General features: G+C 70.7%; 18 protein-coding genes. 5 read left to right on the forward strand and 13 right to left on the reverse strand.

Annotated elements, in window-relative coordinates; genetic code table 11:
• The first annotated feature begins 36 nt into the window (after window positions 1-36).
• Window positions 37-894, forward strand: coding sequence for an SAM-dependent methyltransferase (locus AC5P09_RS05335; protein ID WP_493872682.1), 858 nt, complete (start codon window positions 37-39; stop codon window positions 892-894).
• Here the strand turns inward: AC5P09_RS05335 and ftsH are convergent.
• From ftsH to nsdA, 6 genes are all read right to left on the reverse strand, one after another.
• Entirely contained in the window at window positions 891-2,831 is a 1,941-nt protein-coding gene (gene ftsH, locus AC5P09_RS05340; protein ID WP_493872683.1) for an ATP-dependent zinc metalloprotease FtsH, read from the reverse strand. The two genes, AC5P09_RS05335 and ftsH, sit on opposite strands and share 4 nt — an antisense overlap.
• 98 nt (window positions 2,832-2,929) lie before the next feature.
• Window positions 2,930-4,483 (reverse strand): signal recognition particle protein, encoded by a 1,554-nt coding sequence (gene ffh, locus AC5P09_RS05345; RefSeq protein WP_493872684.1) that lies wholly within the window; start codon window positions 4,481-4,483, stop codon window positions 2,930-2,932.
• Between the two features lie 138 nt (window positions 4,484-4,621).
• Window positions 4,622-7,072, reverse strand: a complete 2,451-nt coding sequence (locus tag AC5P09_RS05350; RefSeq protein ID WP_493872685.1) for a [protein-PII] uridylyltransferase — start codon at window positions 7,070-7,072, stop codon at window positions 4,622-4,624.
• A 26-nt stretch (window positions 7,073-7,098) separates the two neighbouring features.
• Window positions 7,099-7,437, reverse strand: coding sequence for a P-II family nitrogen regulator (locus AC5P09_RS05355; protein ID WP_006379495.1), 339 nt, complete (start codon window positions 7,435-7,437; stop codon window positions 7,099-7,101).
• Window positions 7,434-8,774, reverse strand: a complete 1,341-nt coding sequence (locus AC5P09_RS05360) for an ammonium transporter (RefSeq protein WP_493872686.1) — start codon at window positions 8,772-8,774, stop codon at window positions 7,434-7,436. Before AC5P09_RS05360 ends, AC5P09_RS05355 begins: the two co-directional genes overlap by 4 nt.
• 325 nt (window positions 8,775-9,099) lie before the next feature.
• On the reverse strand, window positions 9,100-10,599 hold the full coding sequence (nsdA, locus tag AC5P09_RS05365; protein WP_493872687.1) for a transcriptional repressor NsdA: 1,500 nt from the start codon (window positions 10,597-10,599) through the stop codon (window positions 9,100-9,102).
• Window positions 10,600-11,045: 446 nt separating this feature from the next.
• On the opposite strand from nsdA, the gene AC5P09_RS05370 reads away from it, so the two are divergent.
• Window positions 11,046-11,702 carry a bifunctional DNA primase/polymerase gene (locus AC5P09_RS05370; RefSeq protein ID WP_493872688.1) on the forward strand — a complete coding sequence of 219 codons (657 nt, stop codon included), beginning with the start codon at window positions 11,046-11,048 and terminating at the stop codon, window positions 11,700-11,702.
• Window positions 11,703-11,783: 81 nt separating this feature from the next.
• On the opposite strand, the gene ftsY is transcribed toward AC5P09_RS05370, so the two are convergent.
• Entirely contained in the window at window positions 11,784-12,986 is a 1,203-nt protein-coding gene (gene ftsY, locus AC5P09_RS05375; protein ID WP_307677541.1) for a signal recognition particle-docking protein FtsY, read from the reverse strand.
• Window positions 12,987-13,156: 170 nt separating this feature from the next.
• Here ftsY and AC5P09_RS05380 point away from each other — a divergent pair, with 170 nt between their 5' ends.
• Window positions 13,157-14,128, forward strand: coding sequence for an LLM class flavin-dependent oxidoreductase (locus AC5P09_RS05380; RefSeq protein ID WP_493872689.1), 972 nt, complete (start codon window positions 13,157-13,159; stop codon window positions 14,126-14,128).
• Between the two features lie 98 nt (window positions 14,129-14,226).
• On the opposite strand, the gene AC5P09_RS05385 is transcribed toward AC5P09_RS05380, so the two are convergent.
• From AC5P09_RS05385 to AC5P09_RS05400, 4 genes are all read right to left on the reverse strand, one after another.
• Window positions 14,227-15,645 (reverse strand): sugar porter family MFS transporter, encoded by a 1,419-nt coding sequence (locus tag AC5P09_RS05385; protein WP_266433315.1) that lies wholly within the window; start codon window positions 15,643-15,645, stop codon window positions 14,227-14,229.
• 219 nt (window positions 15,646-15,864) lie between these two features.
• Window positions 15,865-19,587, reverse strand: coding sequence for an AAA family ATPase (locus AC5P09_RS05390; protein WP_493872690.1), 3,723 nt, complete (start codon window positions 19,585-19,587; stop codon window positions 15,865-15,867).
• 213 nt (window positions 19,588-19,800) lie between these two features.
• Window positions 19,801-20,004: a hypothetical protein gene (locus AC5P09_RS05395; RefSeq protein WP_217234679.1), complete on the reverse strand. Its 204-nt coding sequence runs from the start codon at window positions 20,002-20,004 to the stop codon at window positions 19,801-19,803.
• A 383-nt stretch (window positions 20,005-20,387) separates the two neighbouring features.
• On the reverse strand, window positions 20,388-20,669 hold the full coding sequence (locus AC5P09_RS05400; protein ID WP_266433321.1) for an acylphosphatase: 282 nt from the start codon (window positions 20,667-20,669) through the stop codon (window positions 20,388-20,390).
• A gap of 168 nt (window positions 20,670-20,837) precedes the next feature.
• Between AC5P09_RS05400 and AC5P09_RS05405 the strand changes: the two genes are divergently transcribed.
• Together AC5P09_RS05405 and AC5P09_RS05410 are read left to right on the forward strand one after the other, a co-directional pair.
• Window positions 20,838-21,920, forward strand: a complete 1,083-nt coding sequence (locus AC5P09_RS05405) for a CAP domain-containing protein (RefSeq protein ID WP_493872691.1) — start codon at window positions 20,838-20,840, stop codon at window positions 21,918-21,920.
• Between the two features lie 94 nt (window positions 21,921-22,014).
• Entirely contained in the window at window positions 22,015-22,419 is a 405-nt protein-coding gene (locus tag AC5P09_RS05410; RefSeq protein ID WP_493872692.1) for a winged helix-turn-helix transcriptional regulator, read from the forward strand.
• Here AC5P09_RS05410 and mutM read toward each other — a convergent pair.
• Together mutM and rnc are read right to left on the reverse strand one after the other, a co-directional pair.
• Window positions 22,392-23,252, reverse strand: a complete 861-nt coding sequence (mutM, locus tag AC5P09_RS05415) for a bifunctional DNA-formamidopyrimidine glycosylase/DNA-(apurinic or apyrimidinic site) lyase (protein ID WP_493872693.1) — start codon at window positions 23,250-23,252, stop codon at window positions 22,392-22,394. The genes AC5P09_RS05410 and mutM overlap by 28 nt on opposite strands.
• A gap of 82 nt (window positions 23,253-23,334) precedes the next feature.
• Window positions 23,335-24,147, reverse strand: coding sequence for a ribonuclease III (gene rnc / locus AC5P09_RS05420; protein ID WP_493872694.1), 813 nt, complete (start codon window positions 24,145-24,147; stop codon window positions 23,335-23,337).
• Window positions 24,148-24,155: the final 8 nt, after the last annotated feature.

Genomic DNA, 24,155 nt, shown 5'->3' on the forward strand with positions numbered 1-24,155 from the left:
GCACAGCCACAACTCGGCGGATTGGGGCGCTTACCTATGACACCTACGCTCGTGCGGCAGCACCTGCCTCATACGGGAGAGACACCCCGTGTGGACCTCGGTGCACGCGCGCGTGACTGGTCCGAGATCCAGGAGCGGATGCTGGTGCCGCTCTACGAGACCGTCTACGAGCGACTGGAAGTGGGCCCCGCCTCGCGGCTGCTGGGCCTCGGCTGCGGCTCCGGGCTCGCCCTGCTGATAGCGGCCTCCAGAGGGGCCGCGGTGACCGGTGTCGACGACTCCTCCCCCCAGCGGCTGGCCCTCGCGCGGGAGCGGCTGCTGCCGCCGGCGTGGGGCACGCGCGCGCACGGCGGCACCCGGCTCGTCGAGGGTTCCCCCGGGGACGTGGCCGACGCGGCCGCTCCCGCGTACACCGTGGTGACCGCCTTCGAGCCCATCGGGTGTCTCGCGGGCGACTCCGAGGGGCTCGGGGAGCTGCTCGCCTCGGCGGTACCGCTCGCCGAGCGGGGGGCGCCGGTGGTGCTGGCCGGCTGGGGTCCGCCGGAGCGGTGCGCCACGACGTCCGTGCTGCGGGTGGCCACCAAGCTGTCCGATCCGCTGCGCGGCACGTCCGGCTGGCGCCCCGCCCTGCGGGACGACCTGGAGGAGGTCGCCCACCGGGCCGGCCTCAAGCCGGACGGCTCCGGCCGGGTCGCCTGCCCCTTCGGGTACGCCGACGTCGACAGCGCCGTACGGGGACTGCTGTCGACGGGGCTCTTCGACGCGGCGATCTCCGCGACGGACCAGGTGCAGGTCGACAAGGAGCTGACGGAGGCCCTGCATCCGCATCAGCGCCGGGACGGCACGGTGTGGATGCCGAACGTGTTCCGGTACCTGATAGCGCGGGTCCCCTAGACGTCGGCTTCCTTCAGCAGGCGCGTGATTCCGGCGATCCGGTACGCGTCCGTCTCCTCCAGTGTCTCGTTCGCCAGCAGCGCCTGGGCCAGCGCGTCCAACTGCCCGCGGTGGTCGCGGAGTTTGTGGCAGGCCTCCTCGTAGCACTCGTCGACGATCCGCCGCATCTCGTGCTCGATCGTGTCGAGGGTCCCGGGGGCCGCCGCGAGGCCGTAGGCCTGCTGGGCGTCGTTCGGGAGCGCGGAGAGACGGCCCACGCGCTCGCTCATGCCCCAGCGGGCGACCATGCCGCGCGCGAGGTTGGTGACCTGTTCGAGGTCGTTCTCCGAGCCGGTGGTGACGACCCCGTAGACGACGTGTTCCGCGGCCATGCCGCCGAGCGCGCCGATGATGCGGCCGCGCAGGTACTCCTCGGTGTACGCGTACCGGTCCGCGTCCGGCGTCGAGAGCGTCACGCCGAGCGCCCTGCCGCGCGGCACGATGGTGATCTTGCGGACCGGGTCGGCGCCGGGCTGCAGCATGCCTAGCAGGGCGTGTCCGCTCTCGTGGTACGCCGTCCTGCGCCGCTCCTCCTCGGGCATCACCAGGGGCCGTTCGGCGCCCAGTTGCACCTTCTCCAGGGCCTCCGAGAGGTCGGTCCGCGTCACCTGGTCCTGCTTGCGCTTGACCGCCAGCAGGGCCGCCTCGTTGGCCAGGTTGGCCAGATCGGCGCCGGTCATGCCCGGGGTCGTACGGGCCACCTGGGCCAGGTCGACGTCCTCGGCGAGCGGGATCTCGCGGGTGTGGATCTCCAGGATGGCCTCGCGGCCGCCCCGGTCCGGGGGCGAGACCATGACCACCCGGTCGAAGCGGCCGGGGCGGGTCAGGGCCGGGTCGAGGACGTCGGCGCGGTTGGTCGCGGCGATGACGATGACGCCCTCCACGCCCGAGAAGCCGTCCATCTCGGTCAGGATCTGGTTCAGCGTCTGTTCGCGCTCGTCGTGGCCGCCCATGCCGGAGCCGCCGCCGCGGGCCCGGCCGATGGTGTCGATCTCGTCGATGAAGATGATCGACGGGGCCACCTTGCGGGCCTCGGCGAACAGTTCGCGGACGCGGGAGGCGCCCACGCCCACGATCATCTCGATGAACTCGGAGGCGGACGCCGAGAAGAAGGGCACCCCCGCCTCGCCGGCCACCGCGCGCGCCAGGAGGGTCTTTCCGGTGCCGGGAGGCCCCGCCAGCAGCACACCGCGGGGCATTCTGGCGCCCATCTTCCGGTAGGCGTCCGGGTTCTTCAGGAAGTCGACGACGTCGTTCAGCTCGCCCTCGACCTCGTCGATGCCCGCCACGTCCTCGAAGGTCGTGCGTTTCTGGCCAGACTCCAGTTCCACCGGCTTGGGCGGGGTCTTGCGGCCGAGCATGCCGCCCGCGCCGCCCATGCCCGCGCTCATCCGCCGCGCGATGAAGATCCACAGGACGACCAGGAGCAGCATCGGGGCCAGCGAGATCAGCAGATTGGCCAGAAAGCTGCGCTGCTGGACGACCGGCTCCGCGGTGACGGTGACGTTGTTCTTGGTCAGGTTCTCCCAGAGCTGGTCGTCCGTGAAGGTCGGCCGCTCCGTCTTGAACTTGGTGTAGGTGCCGTCGCCCTCGGGGTCGTCCTGCTTCTTCTTGAGCTGGCCCTGGATGGCGTCGCCCTTGGCGTAGATCTTGCTGACGTTGCCGTCGTCGACCTGCTTGCTGAACTCCGTGTACGAGATCGTCGGCTCGTCGCCGTCGTTGAAGAAGGACAGCACGAGGTTGGCGACGAGGAACACGACCAGCGCGGCGGCGACCAGGCTCCACCAGCCGCCGCGCGGCTTCCGTCCGCCCGGTGGGGGCTTCGGCGGCTCCTCCGGGGTGCCCTCGGTACGCCAGGGCTGGTCAGGAGCCTTGCGCGGCGGCACAGGGTTGGTCATACCGGGACGTTACGACACGGATCAGGCACCGGCACCCGCAGAACGCGCCGAGGGCGCCCCTCCGGAGAGGGACGCCCTCGGCGCGGTACCCAAGGCTGTCAGCCCATGAACTTCTTGAACTCGTCCGGCAGCTCGAAGTCCTGGGGAGCCTGCTGACCCGGGAGGCCGAACGCGTTGCCTCCCTCGGCGGCGGCCGCGCGGCGGGCGGCCTCCTCCTGCTCCTGCTGCTTGCGCTTCATCGGGTTGCCGGAGCGCTGCTTGCCCTTGGCCTTCTTCGGCTGCTTCTTGGACCGGCCGGGGCCGCCGCCCATGCCCGGAACCCCCGGCATGCCGGGCATGCCGCCGCCCTGGGCCATGCGGGACATCATCTTGCGGGCCTCGAAGAACCGCTCGACCAGGCCCTTGACCGCGCTGACGTCGACACCGGAGCCCTTGGCGATACGGGCGCGGCGCGAGCCGTTGATGATCGTCGGCTCCTGGCGCTCGGCCGGGGTCATCGACTTGATGATGGCGGCCGTGCGGTCGACGTCCCGCTCGTCGAGGTTGTTGATCTGGTCCTTGATCTGGCCCATGCCCGGAAGCATGCCGAGCAGCTTGGAGATGCTGCCCATCTTCCTGACCTGCTCCATCTGGGCCAGGAAGTCGTCCAGGGTGAAGTCCTGGCCCTTCTTGGACGCCAGCTTGGAGGCCATCTGCTGGGCCTCTTCCTGGCTGAACGTCTTCTCCGCCTGCTCGATCAGGGTGAGCAGGTCACCCATGTCGAGGATGCGGGAGGCCATCCGGTCAGGGTGGAAGGCGTCGAAGTCGTCGAGCTTCTCGCCGTTCGACGCGAACATGATCGGCTTGCCGGTGACCGAGGCGATCGACAGGGCCGCACCACCGCGGGCGTCACCGTCGAGCTTGGACAGCACCACGCCGTCGAAGCCGACGCCGTCACGGAAGGACTCGGCGGTGTTGACCGCGTCCTGACCGATCATCGCGTCGACGACGAAGAGGATCTCGTCCGGCGAGACCGCGTCCCGGATGTCCGCGGCCTGCTGCATCATCTCGGCGTCGATGCCGAGGCGGCCGGCGGTGTCCACGATCACGATGTCGTGGACCTTGGTCTTCGCGTGCTCGATGGAGTCCTTGGCGACCTTGACCGGGTCGCCCACGCCGTTGCCCGGCTCCGGAGCGTATACGGCCACGCCGGCGCGCTCGGCGACGACGCTGAGCTGGTTCACGGCGTTCGGGCGCTGGAGGTCGGCGGCGACCAGGATGGGCGAGTGGCCCTGCTCCTTCAGCCAGCGGCCGAGCTTGCCCGCCAGGGTCGTCTTACCGGCACCCTGCAGACCCGCCAGCATGATCACGGTCGGCGGCTGCTTGGCGAAGCGCAGACGGCGGGTCTCGCCGCCGAGGATCGTGACGAGCTCCTCGTTCACGATCTTCAGGACCTGCTGGGCGGGGTTCAGCGCCTTGGAGACCTCGGCGCCGAGGGCACGCTCCTTGACGTTCTTGATGAACGTCCGCACGACGGGCAGGGCGACGTCGGCTTCGAGGAGCGCGATGCGGATTTCGCGCGCCGTGGCGTCGATGTCCGCTTCGCTCAAGCGCCCCTTGCCGCGCAAGTTCTTGAAGGTCGCTGAAAGGCGATCGGAGAGAGTATCGAACACGGCGGCGTCGGTCCTCGGAGTCGGGGGCAGTGTGAGCGTCTTCCAGGGTATCCGGCCCCGCAAGACAATCGTCCCCGCCCGCTGCACACGGCGGGCGGGGACAGAATCCCCGCGCGAGCGGGGAAGAGGACGAGAAGGTCAGCCTCGCAGCGTCTCCTCCAGTTTCCGCGCCACGCTCGCCGCCTCCTCGCTCGGCAGCGGCGCACCCTCGGGGCCGGTCACGTAGAAGGCGTCGACCGCGTTCGCGCCGAGCGTGCTGACGTGCGCGCTGCGCATCCGGACGCCCGCCTCCTCCAGCGCGTGGCCGATGCGGTGCAGCAGGCCGGGTACGTCCTGGGCGCGGACCTCGATGACCGTGGCCAGCCGGGACGCGGTCGGGTGGACGGTGACCCGCGGCGGGGGTGCCACGACTCCGCGGCGGCGCGGATAGGCGGCGTCGCGCTCGGCGAGGCGGGCCGTGATGTCGAGGGAGCCGTCGAGGGCACGTACCAGGTCGGCGCGGAGCCGGGCGGCCTGGGGCAGGGAGCCGTACTCGGCGGCGACCCGCCAGTTCAGCAGCAGGACGGAGCCCTCGACGCCGTCGGGCAGGTCCAGGGCGCGCAGCTCGGCGGTGCGGACCGTCAGGCGGTGCATGGCGAGGACGCCGGCCACCGCGGGCAGCACGCCCGTCTGGTCGGGTACGGCGATGAGCAGTTCGACGCCGAGGGGCTCGGGGTCGCCGGCCGGCTGTTCCTCGGTCGGCGGCGGCTCGGTCTGCGCGCGCAGGGCGAGCACCGGGCCGCCGGTGGCGACCGACTCGATGGCGAGCCGCTCCTGCTCGGCGGTGGGTGCGGCGGACTCGGGCTCGTCCTCCAAGTCCCCGGACAGGACCGCGTGGACCCGCTTGACCAGGTCGGCGACGAGCGAACCCCGCCAGGACGACCAGGCCGCCGGTCCGGTGGCCAGCGCGTCCGCCTCGGTCAGCGCGTGCAGCAGCTCCAGCGTGCTCTGCGAGCCGACCGCCTCGGCGACCGAGCGCACGGTGGCCGGGTCCTCCAGGTCGCGCCGGGTGGCGGTGTCGATGAGCAGCAGGTGATGGCGTACGAGGGTGGCGAGCACCGTCACTTCCGTGCGGTCGAAGCCGATGCGGGCGGCCACGTCCTTGGCGATGATCTCGCCGGCCACCGAGTGGTCGCCGGGCCAGCCCTTGCCGATGTCGTGCAGCAGCGCGGCGACCAGGAGGAGGTCGGGGCGGCTGACGCGGCGGGTGAACTCGGAGGCGCGGACGGCGGTCTCGATGAGGTGCCGGTCGACGGTCCAGACGTGCACGGCGTTGCGCTGCGGCCGGCAGCGCACCCGCTCCCAGTCGGGCAGCAGGCGGGTGATCAGGCCCTCGGCCTCCAGTGCCTCCCACACGTCGATGGTGGGCTGGCCGGAGCCGAGCAGGGTCACGAGCTGTTCGCGTGCCTCGGCGGGCCAGGGCGAGGGCAGCGGGCGCGCGGCGGCCGCCATGCGCCGTACGGCGTGCAGGGAGAGCGGAAGACCGGCCTGCGCGGCGGCGGCCGCGGCGCGCAGGGGGAGCACGGGGTCGCGTTCGGGGCGCGCGGCACGGGCGAGCACCACCTCGCCGTCCTGCTCCACGACCCCTTCGGCCAGCGGCGAGCGGTCGGCGACCGGCTTGCCGCCCCCGAGCATGGCGCGCAGACGCGGCCGCACGGCGCGCGACCTGAGGACGCGCCCCACTTCCCGCCAGGTGACATCACTGGCGTACGAGATGACCCGCGCCGCCTCGTACACCTGCCGCAGCAGCGTGTCGGCGTCGAGCAGGCCGAGCTCGGCCGCGACCTGGTCCTGCTCCTGGAGAGCGAGCCGGTCGGTCGCGCGCCCGGTCGTCAGGTGCAGGGCGTCACGGACGTCGAGCAGCCGGCGCCGGGCGTCGTCGAGGCCCTCGCGCGGGGCGTCGGCCAGCCAGGAGGCGGCGACGGCGCGCAAGGCGGTGGCGTCACGCAGGCCACCGCGCGCCTCCTTGAGGTCCGGCTCCAGGAGGTACTGCAGCTCACCCTGCCGCTCGGCGCGCTCGGCGCACAGCTCCTGGAGCTCGGGGAGACGTTTCGGCGCCTGGTTGCGCCAGTCGGCGAGGACGGCCGTACGCAATCCGGCGGTGAGACCGAGGTCGCCCGCGAGGTGCCGGGCGTCCAGCAGACCCAGCTGCACCTTCAGGTCCTCGCCTGCGGTCTTGCGGGCCTCGGCCGGTGTCCGCACGGAGTGGTCGAGGGCGAGGCCGAGGTCCCAGACCGGGTACCACATGCGGTCGGCCAGGGCGGCGACCGCGTCGGAGTCGCTGCCGTCGTGCAGCAGCAGCAGGTCCAGGTCGCTGCGTGGGGACAGTTCACCGCGGCCGTAGCCGCCGACGGCGATCAGGGAGACCCCGCGCAGCTCCTCCCCCGCCGCGCTGAAGAGCCCCGACAGCCAGTCGTCGGTCAGTTCGGCGAGGGCAGCACGGCGCGGCGGCCCGGACCGCGCCCCCTCAGTGAGGAGGCGCAGCCGGGCCGCCGCGTAGCCGCTGGGTCCCGAGTCATCTGCATCCTTGCGCACGTCCGTACTCGTCACCCAGTGGCTCCTGTTCTGTTCTTCTGTCAGAGCGCGTCCGGGCCGCGCTCGCCGGTGCGGACCCGTACGGCGGTCTCGACCGGGAGGGACCAGACCTTGCCGTCACCGATCTTGCCGGTGCGGGCCGCCTTGACGATGACGTCGATGAGACCCTCGGCGTCGTCGTCCTCGGCCAGCACCTCGATGCGGATCTTGGGGACCAGGTCGACCGTGTACTCGGCACCGCGGTAGACCTCGGTGTGACCCCGCTGACGACCGTATCCGCTCGCCTCGGTGACCGTCAGGCCGTGGACCCCGAAGGCCTGGAGGGCTTCCTTGATCTCGTCGAGCCGGTGAGGCTTCACGACGGCGGTGATGAGCTTCATGCGTCCACCTTCTTGGACTCAGACGCGGGCGGGGCCGGGACGGCGCTGCGGTCGTAGCCACCGCCGGCGCCGCTGAAGTCGTATGCGGTCTCGGCGTGCTCGGCCTGGTCGATACCGGCGACCTCCACGTCCTCGGGAACCCGCATGCCGATCGTCTTGTCGATGAGGAACGCGAGGATCGCGGAGGCGATCAGCGAGTAGGCGAGGACCGCGAAGACACCGGCGCACTGCTTCCAGAACTGGGTCATGCCGCCGCCGTAGAAGAGGCCCTGGACCTCGGACTGGCCCTTGCCGCTGGCGAGGAGGCCGACCAGCAGGGAGCCCACGACACCGCCGACCAGGTGGACGCCGACGACGTCGAGCGAGTCGTCGTAGCCGAGCTTGTACTTCAGGCCCACGGCCATGGCGCACAGGACACCGGCGATGACACCGACGGCGATCGCGCCGAGCGGGGAGACGGCACCACCCGACGGGGTGATGGCGACGAGGCCCGCGACGGCACCGGAAGCGGCACCCAGGGTGGTGAACGCGCCGTGGCGGATCTTCTCGTAGATCAGCCAGGCCAGCATGGCGGCGGCGGTGGCGACCTGCGTGTTGACGAACATCAGCGCGCCGACGCCGTCGTCGTTGCCAAGCCACGAACCGGCGTTGAAGCCGAACCAGCCGAACCACAGCAGACCGGAGCCGAGCATGACCAGCGGGAGGCTGTGCGGGCGCATCGGGTCCTTCTTGAATCCGACGCGCTTGCCGATGACCAGGATCACGCCGAGTGCCGCGGCACCCGCGTTGATGTGGACCGCCGTACCACCGGCGAAGTCGATCACGCCCAGTTCGAAGGCCCAGCCGCCGGCGCCCCAGACCCAGTGCGCGACCGGGAAGTAGACGACCGTGGCCCACAGGGCGACGAACAGCGCCCACGCCGTGAACTTCACGCGGTCCGCGAGCGCACCGCTGATCAGGGCGGGCGTGATGATGGCGAACATCATCTGGAAGACCATGAACGCGAAGATCGGGATGGTGTAGCCGTCCCACAGCTCCGTCAGACCGATGTTGCTGAGGCCGACCCAGTCGGAGTTCCAGCCGATGATGCTGCCGGAGTCCGTACCAAAGGCCATGGAGAAGCCGTACAGCACCCACAGGATGGTGACGATCCCGATGCTGATGAAGCTCATCATCAGCATGTTCAGAGTGCTCTTGACCCGGACCATGCCTCCGTAGAAGAAGGCGAGACCCGGGGTCATGATCAGCACCAGGGCAGAACAGATGAGCATGAAGCCCGTGTTGGCGGCAGACAGCGTGGGCGCTTCTGCGGCGAGCGTGATGGCTGCTGGTGCCATCGGCGTCTCCTCGTCGTTGGTACGGCCCCGTGCGGGCGAAGCCTGAGCGGATTCCAGGGATGGGCCGGTTATGCGCCATGAGATTGGCGCAGCGCCGTTTCGATGGAAGCCCCTCATTGTTTCGCCGCCGTGACGAAGGCGCCTGGCGTGTTACGCGTCGATGAACTGGCGGATAGGGGCCGAGTCGATCGTTATCGTGGCGCAACCTTCGGTCGAGGAAAGAAACCGGCCGCGGCCGGCCTTCCGATGACCTGGCATGGGGGAGCCGAGTCGGGCAGTTCGGGAGGGCCGGCCACGGCCGGGGTTCAGGGGTTCTCCTGGGATCTCAGACCGCCTCGGCGGTCTCGGGGAGCTCGATGGCGAGCTGCTCGGTGAGGTCCACGACCTCGGCGAGATCGCCGAAATCGCGTACAGCCGTGTCGACCGTCTTTCGAATACGAGTGTTGACCCGCTCGGAGCGCACTTTCTTGGCTTCCAGCATGGCCTGCGAGGCCAGTTGCGCGCTCCGCTCGGGCTCCCGCTGGAGCAGGTGGACCGTGGCCATACCGATCAGATTGAGTGCGTACGAACGCTGGTGATCGGAATCCTCGGCGAAGAGCTCGACGGCTCGCTGCATGAGGGGCTCGGCCAGGGAGGCGTAGGTGGGGCTGCGACCGGCGACATAGGCGAGGTCGCGGTAGGAGTGGGAGTTCTCGCCGTACAGCTCGGCCTCGGAGAAGAAGCCGATCCAGTCGGGGTCCGGCTCGTCCCACTCGTCGGCGTCGGCGAAGGTGTCCTCGGCCATCCGGACCGCCCTCTTGCACTTGCCGGGCTGCCCCATGTTGGCGTAGGCGCGGGCCTCCATCGCATACAGCATGGACTGGGTGCGCGGGCTCGCGCAGTCCCGGCTGCCGTACTGCGCGAGGTGGATCAGTTCCAGGGCGTCCTCGGGCCGCCCGAGGTGGATCATCTGGCGGCTCATGCTGGACAGGATGTACGAGCCGAGCGGCTTGTCGCCCGCCTCCTTGGCGGCGTGCAGTGCGAGGACGAAGTACTTCTGGGCGGTGGGCTGCAGCCCGACGTCGTACGACATCCAGCCGGCCAGTTCCGCGAGCTCGGCGGCGACCTTGAAGAGCTTGCGGGCGGTGGCCTCGGGCTGTGACTCCTGGAGGAGGTCGGTCACCTCGTGCAGCTGGCCGACGACCGCCTTGCGGCGCAGGCCGCCGCCGCACTGGGCGTCCCACTGGCGGAACATCACCGTCGTCGACTCGAGGAGGTCCAGCTCGGGCCTGGAGAGCCGGCCGCGGCGGGCCGCCGCCGAGGACCCGGACGGCTCGGGCTCCTGGTGCGGGGACGGGGGCGCGGGCACCAGCCAGCGCTGCATGGGCTCGATGAGGGACGGGCCCGCGGACAGGGCCAGCGAGGTCCCGAGGAAGCCGCGCCGCGCCAGCATCAGGTCGCTGCGCGAGAACTCGCTGAGCAGGGCCACCGTCTGCGGGCCCGTCCAGGGCAGGTCGACGCCGGTCGCGGAGGGTGACTGGCGGGCGGCGCGCAGGCCGAGATCCTCGACGGAGACGACACAGCCGAACCGCTCCGAGAACAGCTCGGACAGGATCCGGGGGATCGGCTCGCGGGGGTTCTCGCCGTCCAGCCAGCGGCGTACGCGCGAGGTGTCGGTAGAGATGTGGTTGGCGCCCAACTGGCGGGCCCTGCGGTTGACCTGGCGGGCGAGCTCGCCCTTGGACCAGCCGCTGCGCACGAACCACGAAGTGAGCAGCTCATTGGGGCGCTTGTCAGCGTTCGTTGCGTTTGCCGCGCTCGTCCCGCTACCGCCGTTGCCGCTCACTGGAACGCCCCCATCCCTGAGACCACTTGTCACTGAGTGCGCCAAGCCTTATCAGAATGCCGGTAAATACGGCCGTCCGTCCGGCGGTTGCCACCCTTCGAACAGGAAGCCGAGTTGCCTCCGGCATACCCGCGAGTGCATGTGCCCCCAGGCCTCATGCACTCAAAGTAATCCTACGATCACGCGTCCAGCCATGGCGATCCCGGAAACGCCACCATTCGCCACCCCTTCGAATGAACTCACGCCCGCCTCCACACGATTCACTTGACAGAGCATGGCCGGGAGTGGGCGGAGCGATGCACTCAGGGGCGCGCGTTGGTGAGCGCACCACCCAGGGTGCTTCCGAGCGCCGCCATGACCCGGACGTGACACCGGGAATGGCAACGGAGAGTCACAGTTCGCGTTCGTCGCGTAACCACCGGCACGCCGGACACGTTGGAGGGGGCATGGGCTTCACGATCGGCGGCATCCGGGAGATCCGCTCCGGTTCACGTCGGCGCGGCCGCTCGTCGGAGTGCACGACCGTCGCCGAGTTCACCGGGCTCTGGGGCTGGGACGTCGTCCCGGGGGCGCGCGCCTCGGCGGGCGCCTGCTCGTGCGGGCGCGCGGACTGCGCCGCCCCGGGCGCCCATCCTCTCGACTTCGCGCCACCCGTCCCGGCCGGCGCGACCCTCGACGAAGTCACCAAGACCTGGTCGGAGTTCCCCGGCGCCGCGGTGATGCTGCCGGTCGGCCGGGCGTTCGACGTGATCGAGGTGGCCGAGCCCGCCGGGCGCCGCGCCCTGCTCCGCCTGGAGCGCATGGGCCTCCCCCTCGGCCCGGTGACCGCCACCCCCGAGGGCCGCGCCCACTTCTTCGTCGCCCCCGGCGCCGCCGCCGAACTCCCCGAGCTCCTCTACCGCTTGGGCTGGGACGACCCCACCTCCCTCGACCTGCACGGCCTCGGCCCCGGCACCCACATCACGGCTCCGCCGTCCGACCGGGGCGGGCTGGGTCCGGCACGCTGGCTGCGGCCGCCGTCACTGGACACGGCGACGAAGCCGCCGGCGGCGCGGTTACTGCTGGGGACGCTGGCCTACGTGGCACACCGGTCGCGCGCATAGCCGTACACAGCGAAGCGCCCGTCCCCGACTGCACCTCGGGGGCGGGCGCTTCTTCGTGGGTACCAATTTTCGTAGGGTAGATCACTCGCCGATAAGGGCATCCACGAACGCTTCCGGCTCGAACGGCGCCAGGTCGTCGGCGCCCTCTCCCAGGCCGACCAGCTTGACCGGCACACCCAGCTCGCGCTGCACCGCGACGACGATGCCGCCCTTCGCCGTGCCGTCGAGCTTGGTGAGGACGATGCCGGTGATGTCGACGACCTCGGCGAAGACCCGGGCCTGCACGAGACCGTTCTGGCCCGTCGTCGCGTCGAGGACGAGCAGGATCTCGTCCAGCGGGGCGTGCTTCTCGACGACGCGCTTGACCTTGCCGAGCTCGTCCATGAGGCCGGTCTTGGTGTGCAGGCGCCCGGCGGTGTCGATGAGCACGACGTCCGCGCCCATCTCCTTGCCCTCCTTGACCGCGTCGAAGGCGACGGAGGCCGGGTCGCCGGCCTCGGGGCCGCGCACGGTGTGGGCACCGACCCGGTCGCCCCAGGTCTGCAGCTGGTCGGCGGCGGCGGCCCGGAAGGTGTCGGCGGCGCCGAGCACGACGCTGCGGCCGTCGGCCACCAGGACGCGGGCGAGCTTGCCGGTGGTGGTGGTCTTGCCGGTGCCGTTGACGCCGACGACCATCACGATGCCGGGCTTGCTGGCCTCCGGCTCGGTCCTGACCGTGCGGTCGACGTCGGTGCCGACCAGCTTGAGCAGCTCCTCGCGCAGCAGGGCGCGCAGCTCCTCCGGCGTGCGGGTGCCGAGCACCTTCACGCGCTCGCGCAGGCGTTCGACCAGCTCCTGGGTGGGCGTGACGCCGACGTCGGCGGTGAGCAGGATGTCCTCGATCTCCTCCCAGGTGTCCTCGTCGAGGTGCTCGCGCGCGAGCAGCGTGAGCAGGCCCTTTCCGAGGGCGTTCTGCGAGCGGGAGAGGCGGGCGCGCAGACGGACCAGGCGGCCCTCGGTCGGCTCGGGGATCTCGATCTGGGGGGCTTCGACAGAGGGAGGCTCCTCCACGACGACGGGAGCCGAGCCGTCCGGGAGGTCCACCTCCTCTATCGTCCGGCGCGGTTCGTCGCGCGGCGTCTCGGCCTCGTCGCCGACGTGCGGCTCGGCCGGAGGGGCGGTGATGTCGGGGGCGGTGGGCGGCGGCGGGGGCAGCGGCTTCCTGCGCCGGCTGCCGACGACGAGCCCGCCGAGCACACCGAGCAGGACCACGGCGATGACTACAGCAAGGATGACGGTTTCCATAACGGCTCCAGTATGCGTGACCCCTCCCCGCCAGGTCCGTCGCCCGCGCCTCCGAACGGGGCACGGAAGGGGCACGGAACGGCAGCGGGCCCTACCCCTGGTTACCTGACGAACCGTCAGCTAATCTCCCCCCGCACCGGCACCCCACCCACCCGGCGAAGGGGGCTCCCATGCCCGTCACGGTCGTCCGTTTCAACCTCGTAGAGCCCGGCGCCACCCCCGCCTCGCTCGGCGCCCGCTACCGGGCCGCCCTGGAGATGGCCGCGTACGCCGACGACCATGGGATCACCACCGTGCAGACCGAGGAGCACCACGGCGTCGACAACAACTGGCTGCCCTCGCCGTTCGCCTTCGCGGGCGGGGTCTTCGGGGCCACGCGCCGGATCGCGGTGACCGTCTCGGCGGTCATCGGCCCGTTGCACGACCCGCTGCGGCTGGCGGAGGACATCGCCGTACTGGACCTGCTGAGCGGCGGGCGGCTGGTGACGGTCGCCGGGATCGGATACCGGCCCGAGGAGTACGCGCAGTTCGACGTGGAGTGGAAGCGGCGGGGGCGGCTCCAGGACGAGCTGCTGGAGACGGTGCTGAAGGCGTGGACGGGCGAGCCCTTCGCGTACCGGGGCCGTACCGTACGGGTCACCCCGCGCCCGTACTCCGACCCGCACCCCCTGCTCCTGGTGGGCGGGTCCTCGAAGGCGGCCGCCCGCCGGGCCGCCCGGCTCGGACTGCCGTTCTTCCCCAGCGCGCATCTGCCGGAGCTGGAGGCGTACTACAAGGAGCGGCTGGTGGAGTACGGCACCGAGGGCTGGACCATGATGCCCGCCGCCGAGACTCCCCTGATCCACCTCGCCGAGGACCCGGACGAGGCGTGGGCCGGGTACGGCGAGCACTTCCTGCACGAGGCCCGGACGTACGCCTCCTGGCAGTCCGGCGACATCCGCTCGGCGGTGAGGTCGGCGGCCACGACGGTGGACGAGCTGCGTGCCGAGGGCGTGTACCGGATCCTCACGCCCGACGAGTGCGTGGCCCAGGGGCTGGACAACCTCGTCCTGCATCCGCTGGCGGGCGGGATGCCGGTGGACGAGGGGTGGCGCAGCCTGCGGCTGTTCTGCGAGAACGTACTGCCCCGGCTCGGACCGTGAGGGCCGGGTGAGCCGGGGCAGTACGTCTTACGGGTGTCGAGGAGCGGGCAGCGGGGACTTGGCCCGGCTCCTCGAGTGCGAGGGCCTCGGTACGAGGCTCAGCCCATCTCCTCCAGCGCCTTGCCCTTGGTCTCCTTGACGTACTTGAGGACGAAGGGGATGGAGAGCGCGGCGAAGACCGTGTAGATCACGTAGGTGAAGGAGAGGTTCCAGTCGGCCAGCGACGGGAAGCTCGCGGTGATGGCCCAGTTGGCGATCCACTGCGCGGCGGCTGCCACACCCAGGGCGGCGGCGCGGATCCGGTTCGGGAACATCTCACCGAGGAAGACCCAGACGACCACACCCCAGGACAGGGCGAAGAAGAGCACGAACACGTGGGCGGCGATCAGGGCGATCCAGCCCTGGGTGGCCGGCAGCTTGCCGTCGACCAGGTCGAAGGAGAACGCCCAGGCCTCCAGCGCGAGGCCGATCACCATGCCGACGGAGCCGATGAGGGCCAGCGGCCTGCGGCCGACGCGGTCGACGAAGATCATGGCGATCACGGTGCCGACGATGTTGATGATCGACGTCGTGAAGGAGTAGAAGAACGAGTCCGTCGGGTCGACGCCGACCGACTGCCACAGCGTCGAGGAGTAGTAGAACGCGACGTTGATGCCGACGAACTGCTGGAAGACCGACAGGCCGATGCCGATCCAGACGATCGGCTTGAAGAAGAAGGAGCCGCCGAGCAGGTCCTTGAAGGTGGACTTGTGCTCGCTGGTCATCGCGTGCTCGATCTCGGCTACGCGGGCGTCCAGGTCGACGCTCTTGCCCTCGACCTCTTCGAGGATCTCGCGGGCCCGCTCGTGCTTGCCGACGGAGATCAGGAAGCGGGGGGACTCGGGGATCGCGAAGGAGAGCAGGCCGTAGAGGACGGCCGGGATCACCATGACGCCGAGCATGACCTGCCAGGCCTCCAGGCCCATGAGCTTGCCGCGCTGGTCGCCGCCGGCGGCGTTCAGCAGACCCCAGTTGACCAGCTGGGAGATCGCGATGCCGATGACGATCGCGGCCTGCTGGAAGGAGCCGAGCCGGCCGCGGTAGGCCGGCGGGGCGACCTCGGCGATGTAGGCGGGGCCGATCACGGAGGCCATGCCGATGGCGAAGCCGCCGATGACACGCCAGAAGGCGAGGTCGTACAGCGAGAAGGGGAGCGCCGAGCCGACGGCGCTGACCGTGAAGAGGACGGCCGAGATCTGCATGCATCGGATACGGCCGATGCGGTCGGCGATGCGACCCGCGGTCGCGGCGCCGATGGCGCAGCCGATGAGGGCGATGGCGATGACCTGGGCCAGCGCCGCGGAGCCGATGTCGTAGCGGTCCCGGATGGCCTCGACGGCGCCGTTGATCACGGAGCTGTCGTAGCCGAAGAGGAAACCGCCCATCGCGGCCGCCGCCGCGATGAAGATGACATGCCCGAGATGATCGGGATGAGCCGAAGCGGCTCCTGACTTGGGTGCCGACGCTGTGCTGGTCACGTGTACTCCTCGGGCCACCGGCAACGCTGCCGGAGTGGGGGTGAGCCCTTCACGTCGCTCACCCCTGAAGGTAAAAACAACGTTGCCGAGACTATGCCTTCAAGTTTCGAAGTCAATATTTCGTTCCGTGTGAACTTTGGGCAACCAAGTAGGAGAAGTGTGTTCAAGAGTTGAACCTATGGAGACGCGCAGGTCAGTGTCGGTGTAGGCGACACGTATCTAGCGAAGCCGCTGCGAGATGACCTTCGACACACCGTCGCCCTGCATGGAGACGCCGTACAGCGCGTCGGCGACCTCCATCGTGCGCTTCTGGTGCGTGATCACGATCAGCTGGGAGGCCTCCTGCAGCTCCTGCATGATGCGGATCAGCCGCTGGAGGTTGGTGTCGTCGAGCGCCGCCTCGACCTCGTCCATGACGTAGAACGGGCTGGGCCGCGCCTTGAAGATCGACACCAGCAGTGCCACGGCGGTCAGTGAGCGCTCACCGCCCGAGAGCAGGGACAGCCGCTTGACCTTCTTGCCCGGCGGCCGGGCCTCGACGTCCACGCCCGTGGTGAGCATGTTGTCGGGGTCGGTCAGGATCAGCCGCCCGTCGCCGCCCGGGAACAGCCTGCTGAACACGCCCTCGAACTCACGGGCCGTGTCCCGGTAGGCCTCGGTGAAGACCTGCTCGACGCGCTCGTCGACCTCCCTGACGACCTGGAGCAGGTCGGCCCGGGTCTTCTTCAGGTCTTCGAGCTGCTCGCTGAGGAACTTGTGGCGTTCCTCCAGCGCCGCGAACTCCTCAAGGGCCAGCGGATTCACCTTGCCGAGCTGCTGGTACGCCCGCTCGGTCGCCTTCAGCCGCCTCTCCTGCTCGGCCCGGTGGAACTGCTTCGGCTGGTTGCGCGGGTGCTCCGGGTCCTCCGGCAGTTCCTCGCCCTCGGCGGGGGGCGAGGGCGGCACCAGCTGGTGCGGGCCGTACTCGGCCACGAGCCCCGCCGGTTCCACACCGAGCTCCTCCAGCGCCTTGGTCTCCAGCTGCTCGATCCGCAGCCGCTTCTCGGCGCCGAGTACCTCGCCCCGGTGGACCGAATCCGTCAACTTGTCGAGCTCCGCCTTGAGATCGCGTCCCGCGGTGCGGGCGGCGGCCAGCTCCTGCTCGCGGCGGGCCTTGGCGGCCTCGGCGGCGGTGCGCTCCTCGTCGGCGCGGGCGAGGGAGACCTCGACGTGCGCGAGCAGCTGCCGCGCACCCAAGGCGACGGCCTCCGCGACGGCCGCCTCGTGTCTGAGGCGGGCCCGCCGTTGTTCGGCACGCGCGCGTGCCTCGCGTTCCGCACGGGCGGCCCGGTCGAGTGAGTCGGCCCGTCCGGACAGGCCCTTGACTCTTTCCTCGTGTGTACGGACCTGGAGGCGGGCCTCCATCTCGGTCTGCCGGGCGTTGGCCCCGTCGGCGGCGAGCCGGTCCCGTACCGAGGTGTCGGGCTCCTCTTCGACCGGCATCTCCTCGGCGACGGCGAGCCGCTCGGCGAGTTCCTCGACGTCCTGGAGGGCCTTGTCCAAGGCTTCCTGCGCCCGCGCGGCGGCAGCCACGGACCGCTCGGCCTCCCCCGCGGCCCCACGCGCCTGCCCGGACAGCCGCCCCAACTGCTGCGCCACGCCCGACTTCTCCCGGTCGGCGGCCCGGCGCCGCTCCCCCAGCTCCTCCACGCTCGCGGCACACTCCCGGCGCCGCTCCCCCGCCACGTGCTGCGCCTCGGTCAGCTCCTCGCACCGCACGGCCAGCTCCTCGAGCTCGGCGGCCGCCTCGTCCACGGACGCCTGCACCTCGAGCAGGCTGGGCGCCCCGGCGGACCCGCCCTGCGCGAAGTGCGCGCCCAGCAGATCGCCTTCGCCGGTGACGGCGGTGAGGTCGGGCCGCGCGTAGACGAGATCCTCGGCGTCTTCGAGGGTGCCGACGACGACGATCCCGCGCAGCAGGCGGCGTACGGCGGGCATGAGGTCGGAGGGGCCGCGGACGAGGTCGGCGGCGAGGGGAGGGCCGTCGGGGTGCGGCCGTCCGGACGCGGCGTCAGGATGCGGGCTGTCGGCGGAGTGGACCGCGTCGCCGAGGCGCGGGTCTGCGGAGGCGGCGTCGGCCGTCAGAGGCTGCCATGCCTCGCCGCCGGTGTTCGTGGGTGCTGCCACCGAGCCTGCCGGTGCACCGGCTCCGGTCCTGGTGGCGGCCGGGCCGGTGTCCTCCGGTGCCCCCGCCAGCAGCAGGGCCGCCCGTCCGGCGTCCTGCTTGCGCAGCAGCCGGATCGCGTCGGCGGCCGAGGACGGGGTGGTCACCGCGATGGCGTCCGCGGCGGCGCCGAAGGCGGCGGCCAGGGCCACCTCGTGGCCCGGGGTCACGGTCAGCAGCTCGGCGGCCGGGCCGAGCAGGCCGGTGAGGCGGTCCTTCGCGCCGAGCAGCGCGCCCGTGCCGTCCTTGCGGCGCAGACCGAGCGCCAGCGCCTCGTGGCGGGCCTGGGTCGCGGCCCGTCTGCGCTCGGCGGCCGTGGCCGCCTCGCGGGCCGCGGTCAGCGCGGCCTCCGCCTCGGCGAGCTGCCGCTTCGCCGCCTCATGCTGCTCGGCGAGTTCCGCGTCGCCGGCGTCGAGGCCGTCGACCTCGGCCTTCAGGACCTCGTACTCCTCCTGCGCGGCGACCGCCCGCTCCTGCGCCTCGTCCCTCGCGGCGGCCAGGCGGTCGATCTCGGCCTGGGCCGAGGCCGCACGCGAGCGGGCCGCGTTGACCTGGCCGTTCAGGCGGGCCAGGCCCTCGCGGCGGTCGGCGATCGCGCGGGCGAGGTCCTTCAGGCGCCGTTCCTCATGGGCCAGTTCGCGTTCCAGGTCGGCGCGATGCGCGACCGTGTCCTCCAGGGCGCGCTCGGCCGCCTCCAGGGCCGCTTCGAGCTCGGCCTCCTGCTCACGGATCCGGGCGGCCTCGCGTTCCATGTCCTCGGGGTCACGGCCGCGCCGCTCCTCGGGAGGCGCCGAGGTCGCGCTCTTCACGCGCGCGTCGGCCAAGGAGATCGTGCCGCGCACCCGTTCGGCGAGCTGGGAGAGCTCGTACCAGCTCTGCTGCGCCCGCTGGAGGCGCGGTGTGAGCTGTCGTACCTCGTCCTCCAGGAGCGCCTCGCGCTGGAGCGCCTTCTTCAGCTCCAGCTCGGCGGATTCCTTGCGCTCCTTGAGCGCGGCCTCGTCCGCGACCTCGGCCCGCAGCGCCTCCCGCAGCCGTACGAGATCGTCGGCCAGCAGACGAAGGCGCGCATCGCGCAGATCCGCCTGGATCACGGCGGCCCGGCGGGCGACCGCGGCCTGGCGGCCCAGTGGCTTCAACTGCCGGCGCAGCTCGTCGGTCAGGTCCTGCACGCGCGCGAGGTTGGCCTGCATCGCGTCCAGCTTCCGCAGCGCCTTCTCCTTGCGCTTGCGGTGCTTGAGGACGCCCGCCGCCTCCTCGATGAAGGCGCGGCGGCCCATGGGATCGGCGTGCAGGACGGAGTCGAGCTGGCCCTGGCCGACGATGACGTGCATCTCGCGGCCGATGCCGGAGTCGGACAGGAGTTCCTGGATGTCGAGGAGCCGGCAGGTGTCGCCGTTGATCTGGTACTCGCTGCCGCCGTTGCGGAACATGATCCGCGTGATGGTGACCTCGGCGTACTCGATGGGCAGCGCCCCGTCGGAGTTGTCGATGGTCAGGGACACCTCGGCGCGGCCCAGCGGCGGGCGCCCGGTGGTGCCGGCGAAGATGACGTCCTCCATCTTGCCGCCGCGCAGCGACTTGGCGCCCTGCTCGCCCATGACCCAGCTGAGCGCGTCCACGACGTTGGACTTACCCGAGCCGTTCGGCCCCACGACACACGTGATGCCCGGTTCGAACCGGAGCGTGGTCGCCGAGGCGAACGACTTGAAGCCACGGAGGGTCAGGGCCTTGAGGTGCACGGCGCTGGACTCTACCTCGCGGGGGTGTCTCACTCCATGAACCCACGGTTTCACCCATGAACGTGCAGGGCACACCAGACGTTAAAGGGAGTGAAAGGATGCGCGGGGGAAAGAAAGAAGGGACGCCGAAGCGTCCCTTGCAAACTCTGACAACTTAGCGGTTGATACAGGCTGCCCAACCACTGCGTGAGCTGTCGTGTAGCGATGCAGTGATCAGGTGAGCGCGGGCTCCGCCTGGTGTGCGTCGATGCTCTCCATGATCCTGTCGTGAGAAGCGGCAGCCGCGAGCGCGTCGTTCTCTTCCTGGATCCGTACAAGCTCGGATTCCAGGTCCTGGACGCGCTGCTGAAGCCGTCGCATCTCGGCGAGGAGTCGAGGGTCGGAGCCGCCGACGTAACCGAGAAGCGCCTTTGCCATGATGGATGGTCCTCCACACTGAGTGACCGACCGAAGCGGTGTGGGTCGTGAGGGATTCGCACCCGCGGTGCTTGACACTTTTGAGTTCGTGCTGCCGTTCTTCCATGCCAAACAGCTAAGGTGCGCGGGGTGCTTTCAGCGTCTCACCAAAAAGTTTGACGGTCAACACGATCACGCCCCGTATTGGCGGGCAACCCGGTCCTGCGCGGCCGGAAACGGCGGCGCTGCGACGTGCGCGGGGCCCTCGGAGCGTGGCGATCATCCTTACCCGGCGGAGCCTGCCACGACAAGCGGTTCTTGGCAACCACCAGGCTCTTTCTGCTCCGGGCAGCTGCCAGTGGCATGTCCCTCCGCTTCCCGCTGGGCCGTTTTACAGAATCGGGTCAGCGGATGGCGAAGCCGTCGTAGCCCCCGCGAGGTGTGTCCCAGATCTCGGTGACGCCCTCCACGCGGCCGGGCGTGTCGTCACCCTGGAGCCAGTCGAGGAGCACCTCGCACCCCGAGCGCGGCCCCTCGGCGACCACCTGGACCCGTCCGTCGCCCAAATTGAGAGCAAAACCACTCAGGCCGCCGATCTCCAGGGCCTTGGCCCGCGTGAACCAGCGGAAACCCACACCTTGGACCCGTCCACGCACCCAGGCGACCAGTCGCACATCCTCGCTCATGAGTGCAACCTAACCGGCCAATGTCTCTCGGGACACTTCCTCCCCTGGCGCCATGCGGTACCGTCCCCACCCAATGAATCTCATACGAAACTCACTCGATCGTGTGAGTTTTGTGAGCTTGGTTGACCGGGGGGACGCGTCGACCGCCAGGACGAGGAAGGCAAGGACATGGGACGCCACCGACGCTCCGCCGCCGGCCGCGCCGCCACGGGCCGCGCCACGGGGGTCACAGAAACGCACGGCTTCTCCACAGGCAGCCACGGACACCACGACTCGTACCCGGGGGAACACCCGACGATAGGTATCGCTCCCTATCTGAACCCCGAGGGTCACGCCGAGGCCAACGCGAGGAGTGACGCCTACCTCTTCGCCACGGAGGAGGACTACGCCCTCTACCGGGGCGAGGGCTTCACACCGGACGACGGTCCCCGCCGCGCCGGCTCGCACCGCCGCCGCAAGAGGAGCGCCGTGACGCCGGTGAAGACCGGTCTGCTCGGCGTCTCCGCGGCGGTCGCCCTCGGCACGGTCGCGGTCGCCACGGGCGCGATGCCGGGCCTTGAGAACTACAAGCTCGGCGGGGGCAACAGCAGCGACGGCGGCAGCGTGCAGGCCGCGGACTCGCCGACCAACAGCGCGACCGAGCAGGGCGGCACCTCCGGCAGCGCCGAGAGCCGTGACGAGGACGAGTCGACCAGCCGCGACGCCGACCGCTCCGCCTCGCCCACGCCCTCCCCCTCGACCTCGTCGGCCGCGCCGACCGAGACGCCGTCGAAGAAGCCGAAGACCACGCCCAGCAAGAAGCCGAAGACCACCCCGCCGCGTGCGGCCACGAAGGCGCCCGAGGAGACCAGCGCCCCCGTGACGGTGTCCGCGGAGACCGCCGCCGCGGCCCAGGTGCTGAAGCTCGTCAACGACGAGCGGGCGAAGGTGGGCTGCAGTGCGGTCGCCGCGAACAGCGCGCTGGCCGACCTGGCCCAGGCCTTCAGTGAGGACATGGCCGAGCGCGGCTTCTTCGACCACACCGACCCGGACGGGCAGAGCCCGTGGGACCGGGCCGCAAAGGCCGGCATCACCGACCTCGGCGGCGAGAACATCGCCCGGGGGCAGGCCGACGCGGCCGCGGTGATGGAAGCCTGGATGAACAGCCCCGGCCACAAGGCCAACATCCTGAACTGCGACTTCAAGACGCTCGGGGTCGGCGTGCACATGGGCCCGGGCGGCCCCTGGTGGACGCAGGACTTCGGGTACTAGACCCGGCGGCCCAAGCGGCGGCCCGTCCCTGCCGGCACTAACTCATAGTTAGTGCAACCTGTCGGTTAGCGCTGTGTTCACGTACGCTTGGGACATGGACACCACGCAGGAGCGCTCGGAGGCGCAGGACCTCCCGTACAACGTGTTCGCCAAGGCCTGCCCCTCGCGCGGCACCCTGGAGCACGTCACGGGACGCTGGGGCGCGCTCGCCCTCGGCGCGCTGCACGAGGACGGGTCGCTGCGCTTCAACGAGCTGCGCCGCCGGATCGACGGCGTGAGCGAGAAGATGCTCTCCCAGACGCTGCACGCCCTGGAGCGCGACGGCCTGGTCCACCGCGAGGCCCAGCCCACCAACCCGCCCCGCGTGGACTACGAACTGACCCCCCTCGGCCGCGAGGTCGCCGCGCGGCTGATCGGCCTCATCCACTTCGTGGAGGGGCGGATGGACGACGTGCTCACGGCCCGCGAGCGTTACGACGAGACGCGCGGCGCCCGCTGACACCTCGGGCAGAAGTAGCTGGACCGGTTCATCCAGGGGCGCCGGCGCATCGGTGTGGCGCAGCGCTTGCAGGGCAGACCCTCGCGTCCGTACGCGTCGAGCGAACGGTCGAAGTAGCCCGACTCCCCGTTGACGTTGACATAGAGGCTGTCGAAGCTCGTGCCGCCGACCGCGAGGGCCTCGTTCATCACGTCCCGGACGTGGCCCAGGAGTTCGGCGGTGCGCGGGCGCGTGAAGTTCGCCGTCGGACGCTCGTAGTGGATGCGGGCGCGCCACAGCGCCTCGTCCGCGTAGATGTTGCCGACACCGCTGATCAACGACTGGTCGAGCAGGGCCCGTTTGATGGTGCTGCGCTTGCGGCGCAGGGCCTGGTGGAAGGCCTCGTCGTCGAAGTGCGGGTCGAGGGGGTCGCGGGCGATGTGCGCGATGACGTCGGGCAGGCCGTCCGGGGTGGTGTCGTGCAACGACAGGCCGCCGAACGTGCGTTGGTCGACGAAGCGGAGTTCGGTGTCGACCTCGTCGGCGAAGCGGACCCGGATCCTGAGGTGCTTCTCGTCGGGCGCCGCGTGCGGCTGGACCAACAGTTGCCCGCTCATGCCGAGGTGCGCCAGGATCGCCTGGTCGGTGTCCTCCATCGGCAGCCACAGGTACTTGCCGCGGCGGCTGGGCGTGCCGATGCGGTGGCCCTTGAGACGGTGGGCGAAGTCGTCGGCGCCGGCGAGATGACGGCGTACCGCACGCGGGTGTAGCACCTCGGCCTCGGCGACCGTCCGGTGGGCGACCCACCGCTCCAGGCCGCGTCGTACGACCTCGACCTCGGGCAACTCGGGCATGGGGCTCCCCCTCACATCCGGTGTATGAGTCGAGCGCCCGCCCTCGGTGAAGGGGGCGGGCGCTCGGGTCGCGCTTGTTCGGTCAGGCGGAGACGGACGACGGACCTTCGCCGTCCTGGGCGGCCCGCTCGGCCGCCTCCTTGGCGCGCTCGTCCGCCGCGGACCGAATGGCCCGCCACGCGGATTCCGCGGCCTGCTGCTCCGCCTCCTTCTTGCTGCGGCCGGTGCCGGTGCCGTACGAGACGCCTCCGACGCGGGCGGCAGCAGTGAAGATCTTCTCGTGGTCGGGGCCGGTCTCCGTGACCAGGTACTCGGGCACGCCGAGCCCTTCGGTCGCGGTGAGCTCCTGGAGACTGGTCTTCCAGTCCAGGCCGGCACCGAGGTTCGAGGACTTCTCGATCAGCGGGTCGAACAGGCGGTGCACCAGCTCCGCCGCCGAGTCCAGACCCTGGTCGAGATAGACCGCGCCGATCACCGCTTCCAGGGTGTCGGCAAGGATGGACGCCTTGTCCCGGCCGCCTGTGCCCTCTTCACCACGGCCGAGCCGGATGAAGGAACCCAGGTCGAGCCCACGGCCGACCTCCGCCAGTGCACGCGAGTTGACCACCGCGGCCCGCAACTTGGCCAGCTGGCCTTCGGGCAGGTCGGGGTGGGTGCGGTACAGCGTGTCCGTGACCACGAGGCCGAGCACGGAGTCCCCGAGGAACTCCAGACGCTCGTTGGTCGGCAGACCGCCGTTCTCGTATGCGAACGAGCGGTGGGTCAGCGCACGCACCAGAAGGGCGGACTCGAGCTTGTACCCGAGCCGCCCTTCCAACAGCGTGTGGGACGAGGCTGTGTTGTCCGCCGGGTCGACCCCGTTGGCACGGGGAGCGTTCTTCTTTGGCGTGGACACGGTGCCTC

The sequence above is a fragment of the Streptomyces sp. a15 genome, assembly GCF_059026085.1.

Coding starts and splice junctions, on each gene's coding strand:
- AC5P09_RS05335 (WP_493872682.1), top strand. CDS start 37: ATGACACCTACGCTCGTGCGGCAGCACCTGCCTCATACGGGAGAGACA.
- ftsH (WP_493872683.1), bottom strand. CDS start 2,831: ATGACCAACCCTGTGCCGCCGCGCAAGGCTCCTGACCAGCCCTGGCGT.
- AC5P09_RS05355 (WP_006379495.1), bottom strand. CDS start 7,437: ATGAAGCTCATCACCGCCGTCGTGAAGCCTCACCGGCTCGACGAGATC.
- AC5P09_RS05360 (WP_493872686.1), bottom strand. CDS start 8,774: ATGGCACCAGCAGCCATCACGCTCGCCGCAGAAGCGCCCACGCTGTCT.
- AC5P09_RS05370 (WP_493872688.1), top strand. CDS start 11,046: ATGGGCTTCACGATCGGCGGCATCCGGGAGATCCGCTCCGGTTCACGT.
- ftsY (WP_307677541.1), bottom strand. CDS start 12,986: ATGGAAACCGTCATCCTTGCTGTAGTCATCGCCGTGGTCCTGCTCGGT.
- AC5P09_RS05380 (WP_493872689.1), top strand. CDS start 13,157: ATGCCCGTCACGGTCGTCCGTTTCAACCTCGTAGAGCCCGGCGCCACC.
- AC5P09_RS05395 (WP_217234679.1), bottom strand. CDS start 20,004: ATGGCAAAGGCGCTTCTCGGTTACGTCGGCGGCTCCGACCCTCGACTC.
- AC5P09_RS05400 (WP_266433321.1), bottom strand. CDS start 20,669: ATGAGCGAGGATGTGCGACTGGTCGCCTGGGTGCGTGGACGGGTCCAA.
- AC5P09_RS05405 (WP_493872691.1), top strand. CDS start 20,838: ATGGGACGCCACCGACGCTCCGCCGCCGGCCGCGCCGCCACGGGCCGC.
- AC5P09_RS05410 (WP_493872692.1), top strand. CDS start 22,015: ATGGACACCACGCAGGAGCGCTCGGAGGCGCAGGACCTCCCGTACAAC.
- mutM (WP_493872693.1), bottom strand. CDS start 23,252: ATGCCCGAGTTGCCCGAGGTCGAGGTCGTACGACGCGGCCTGGAGCGG.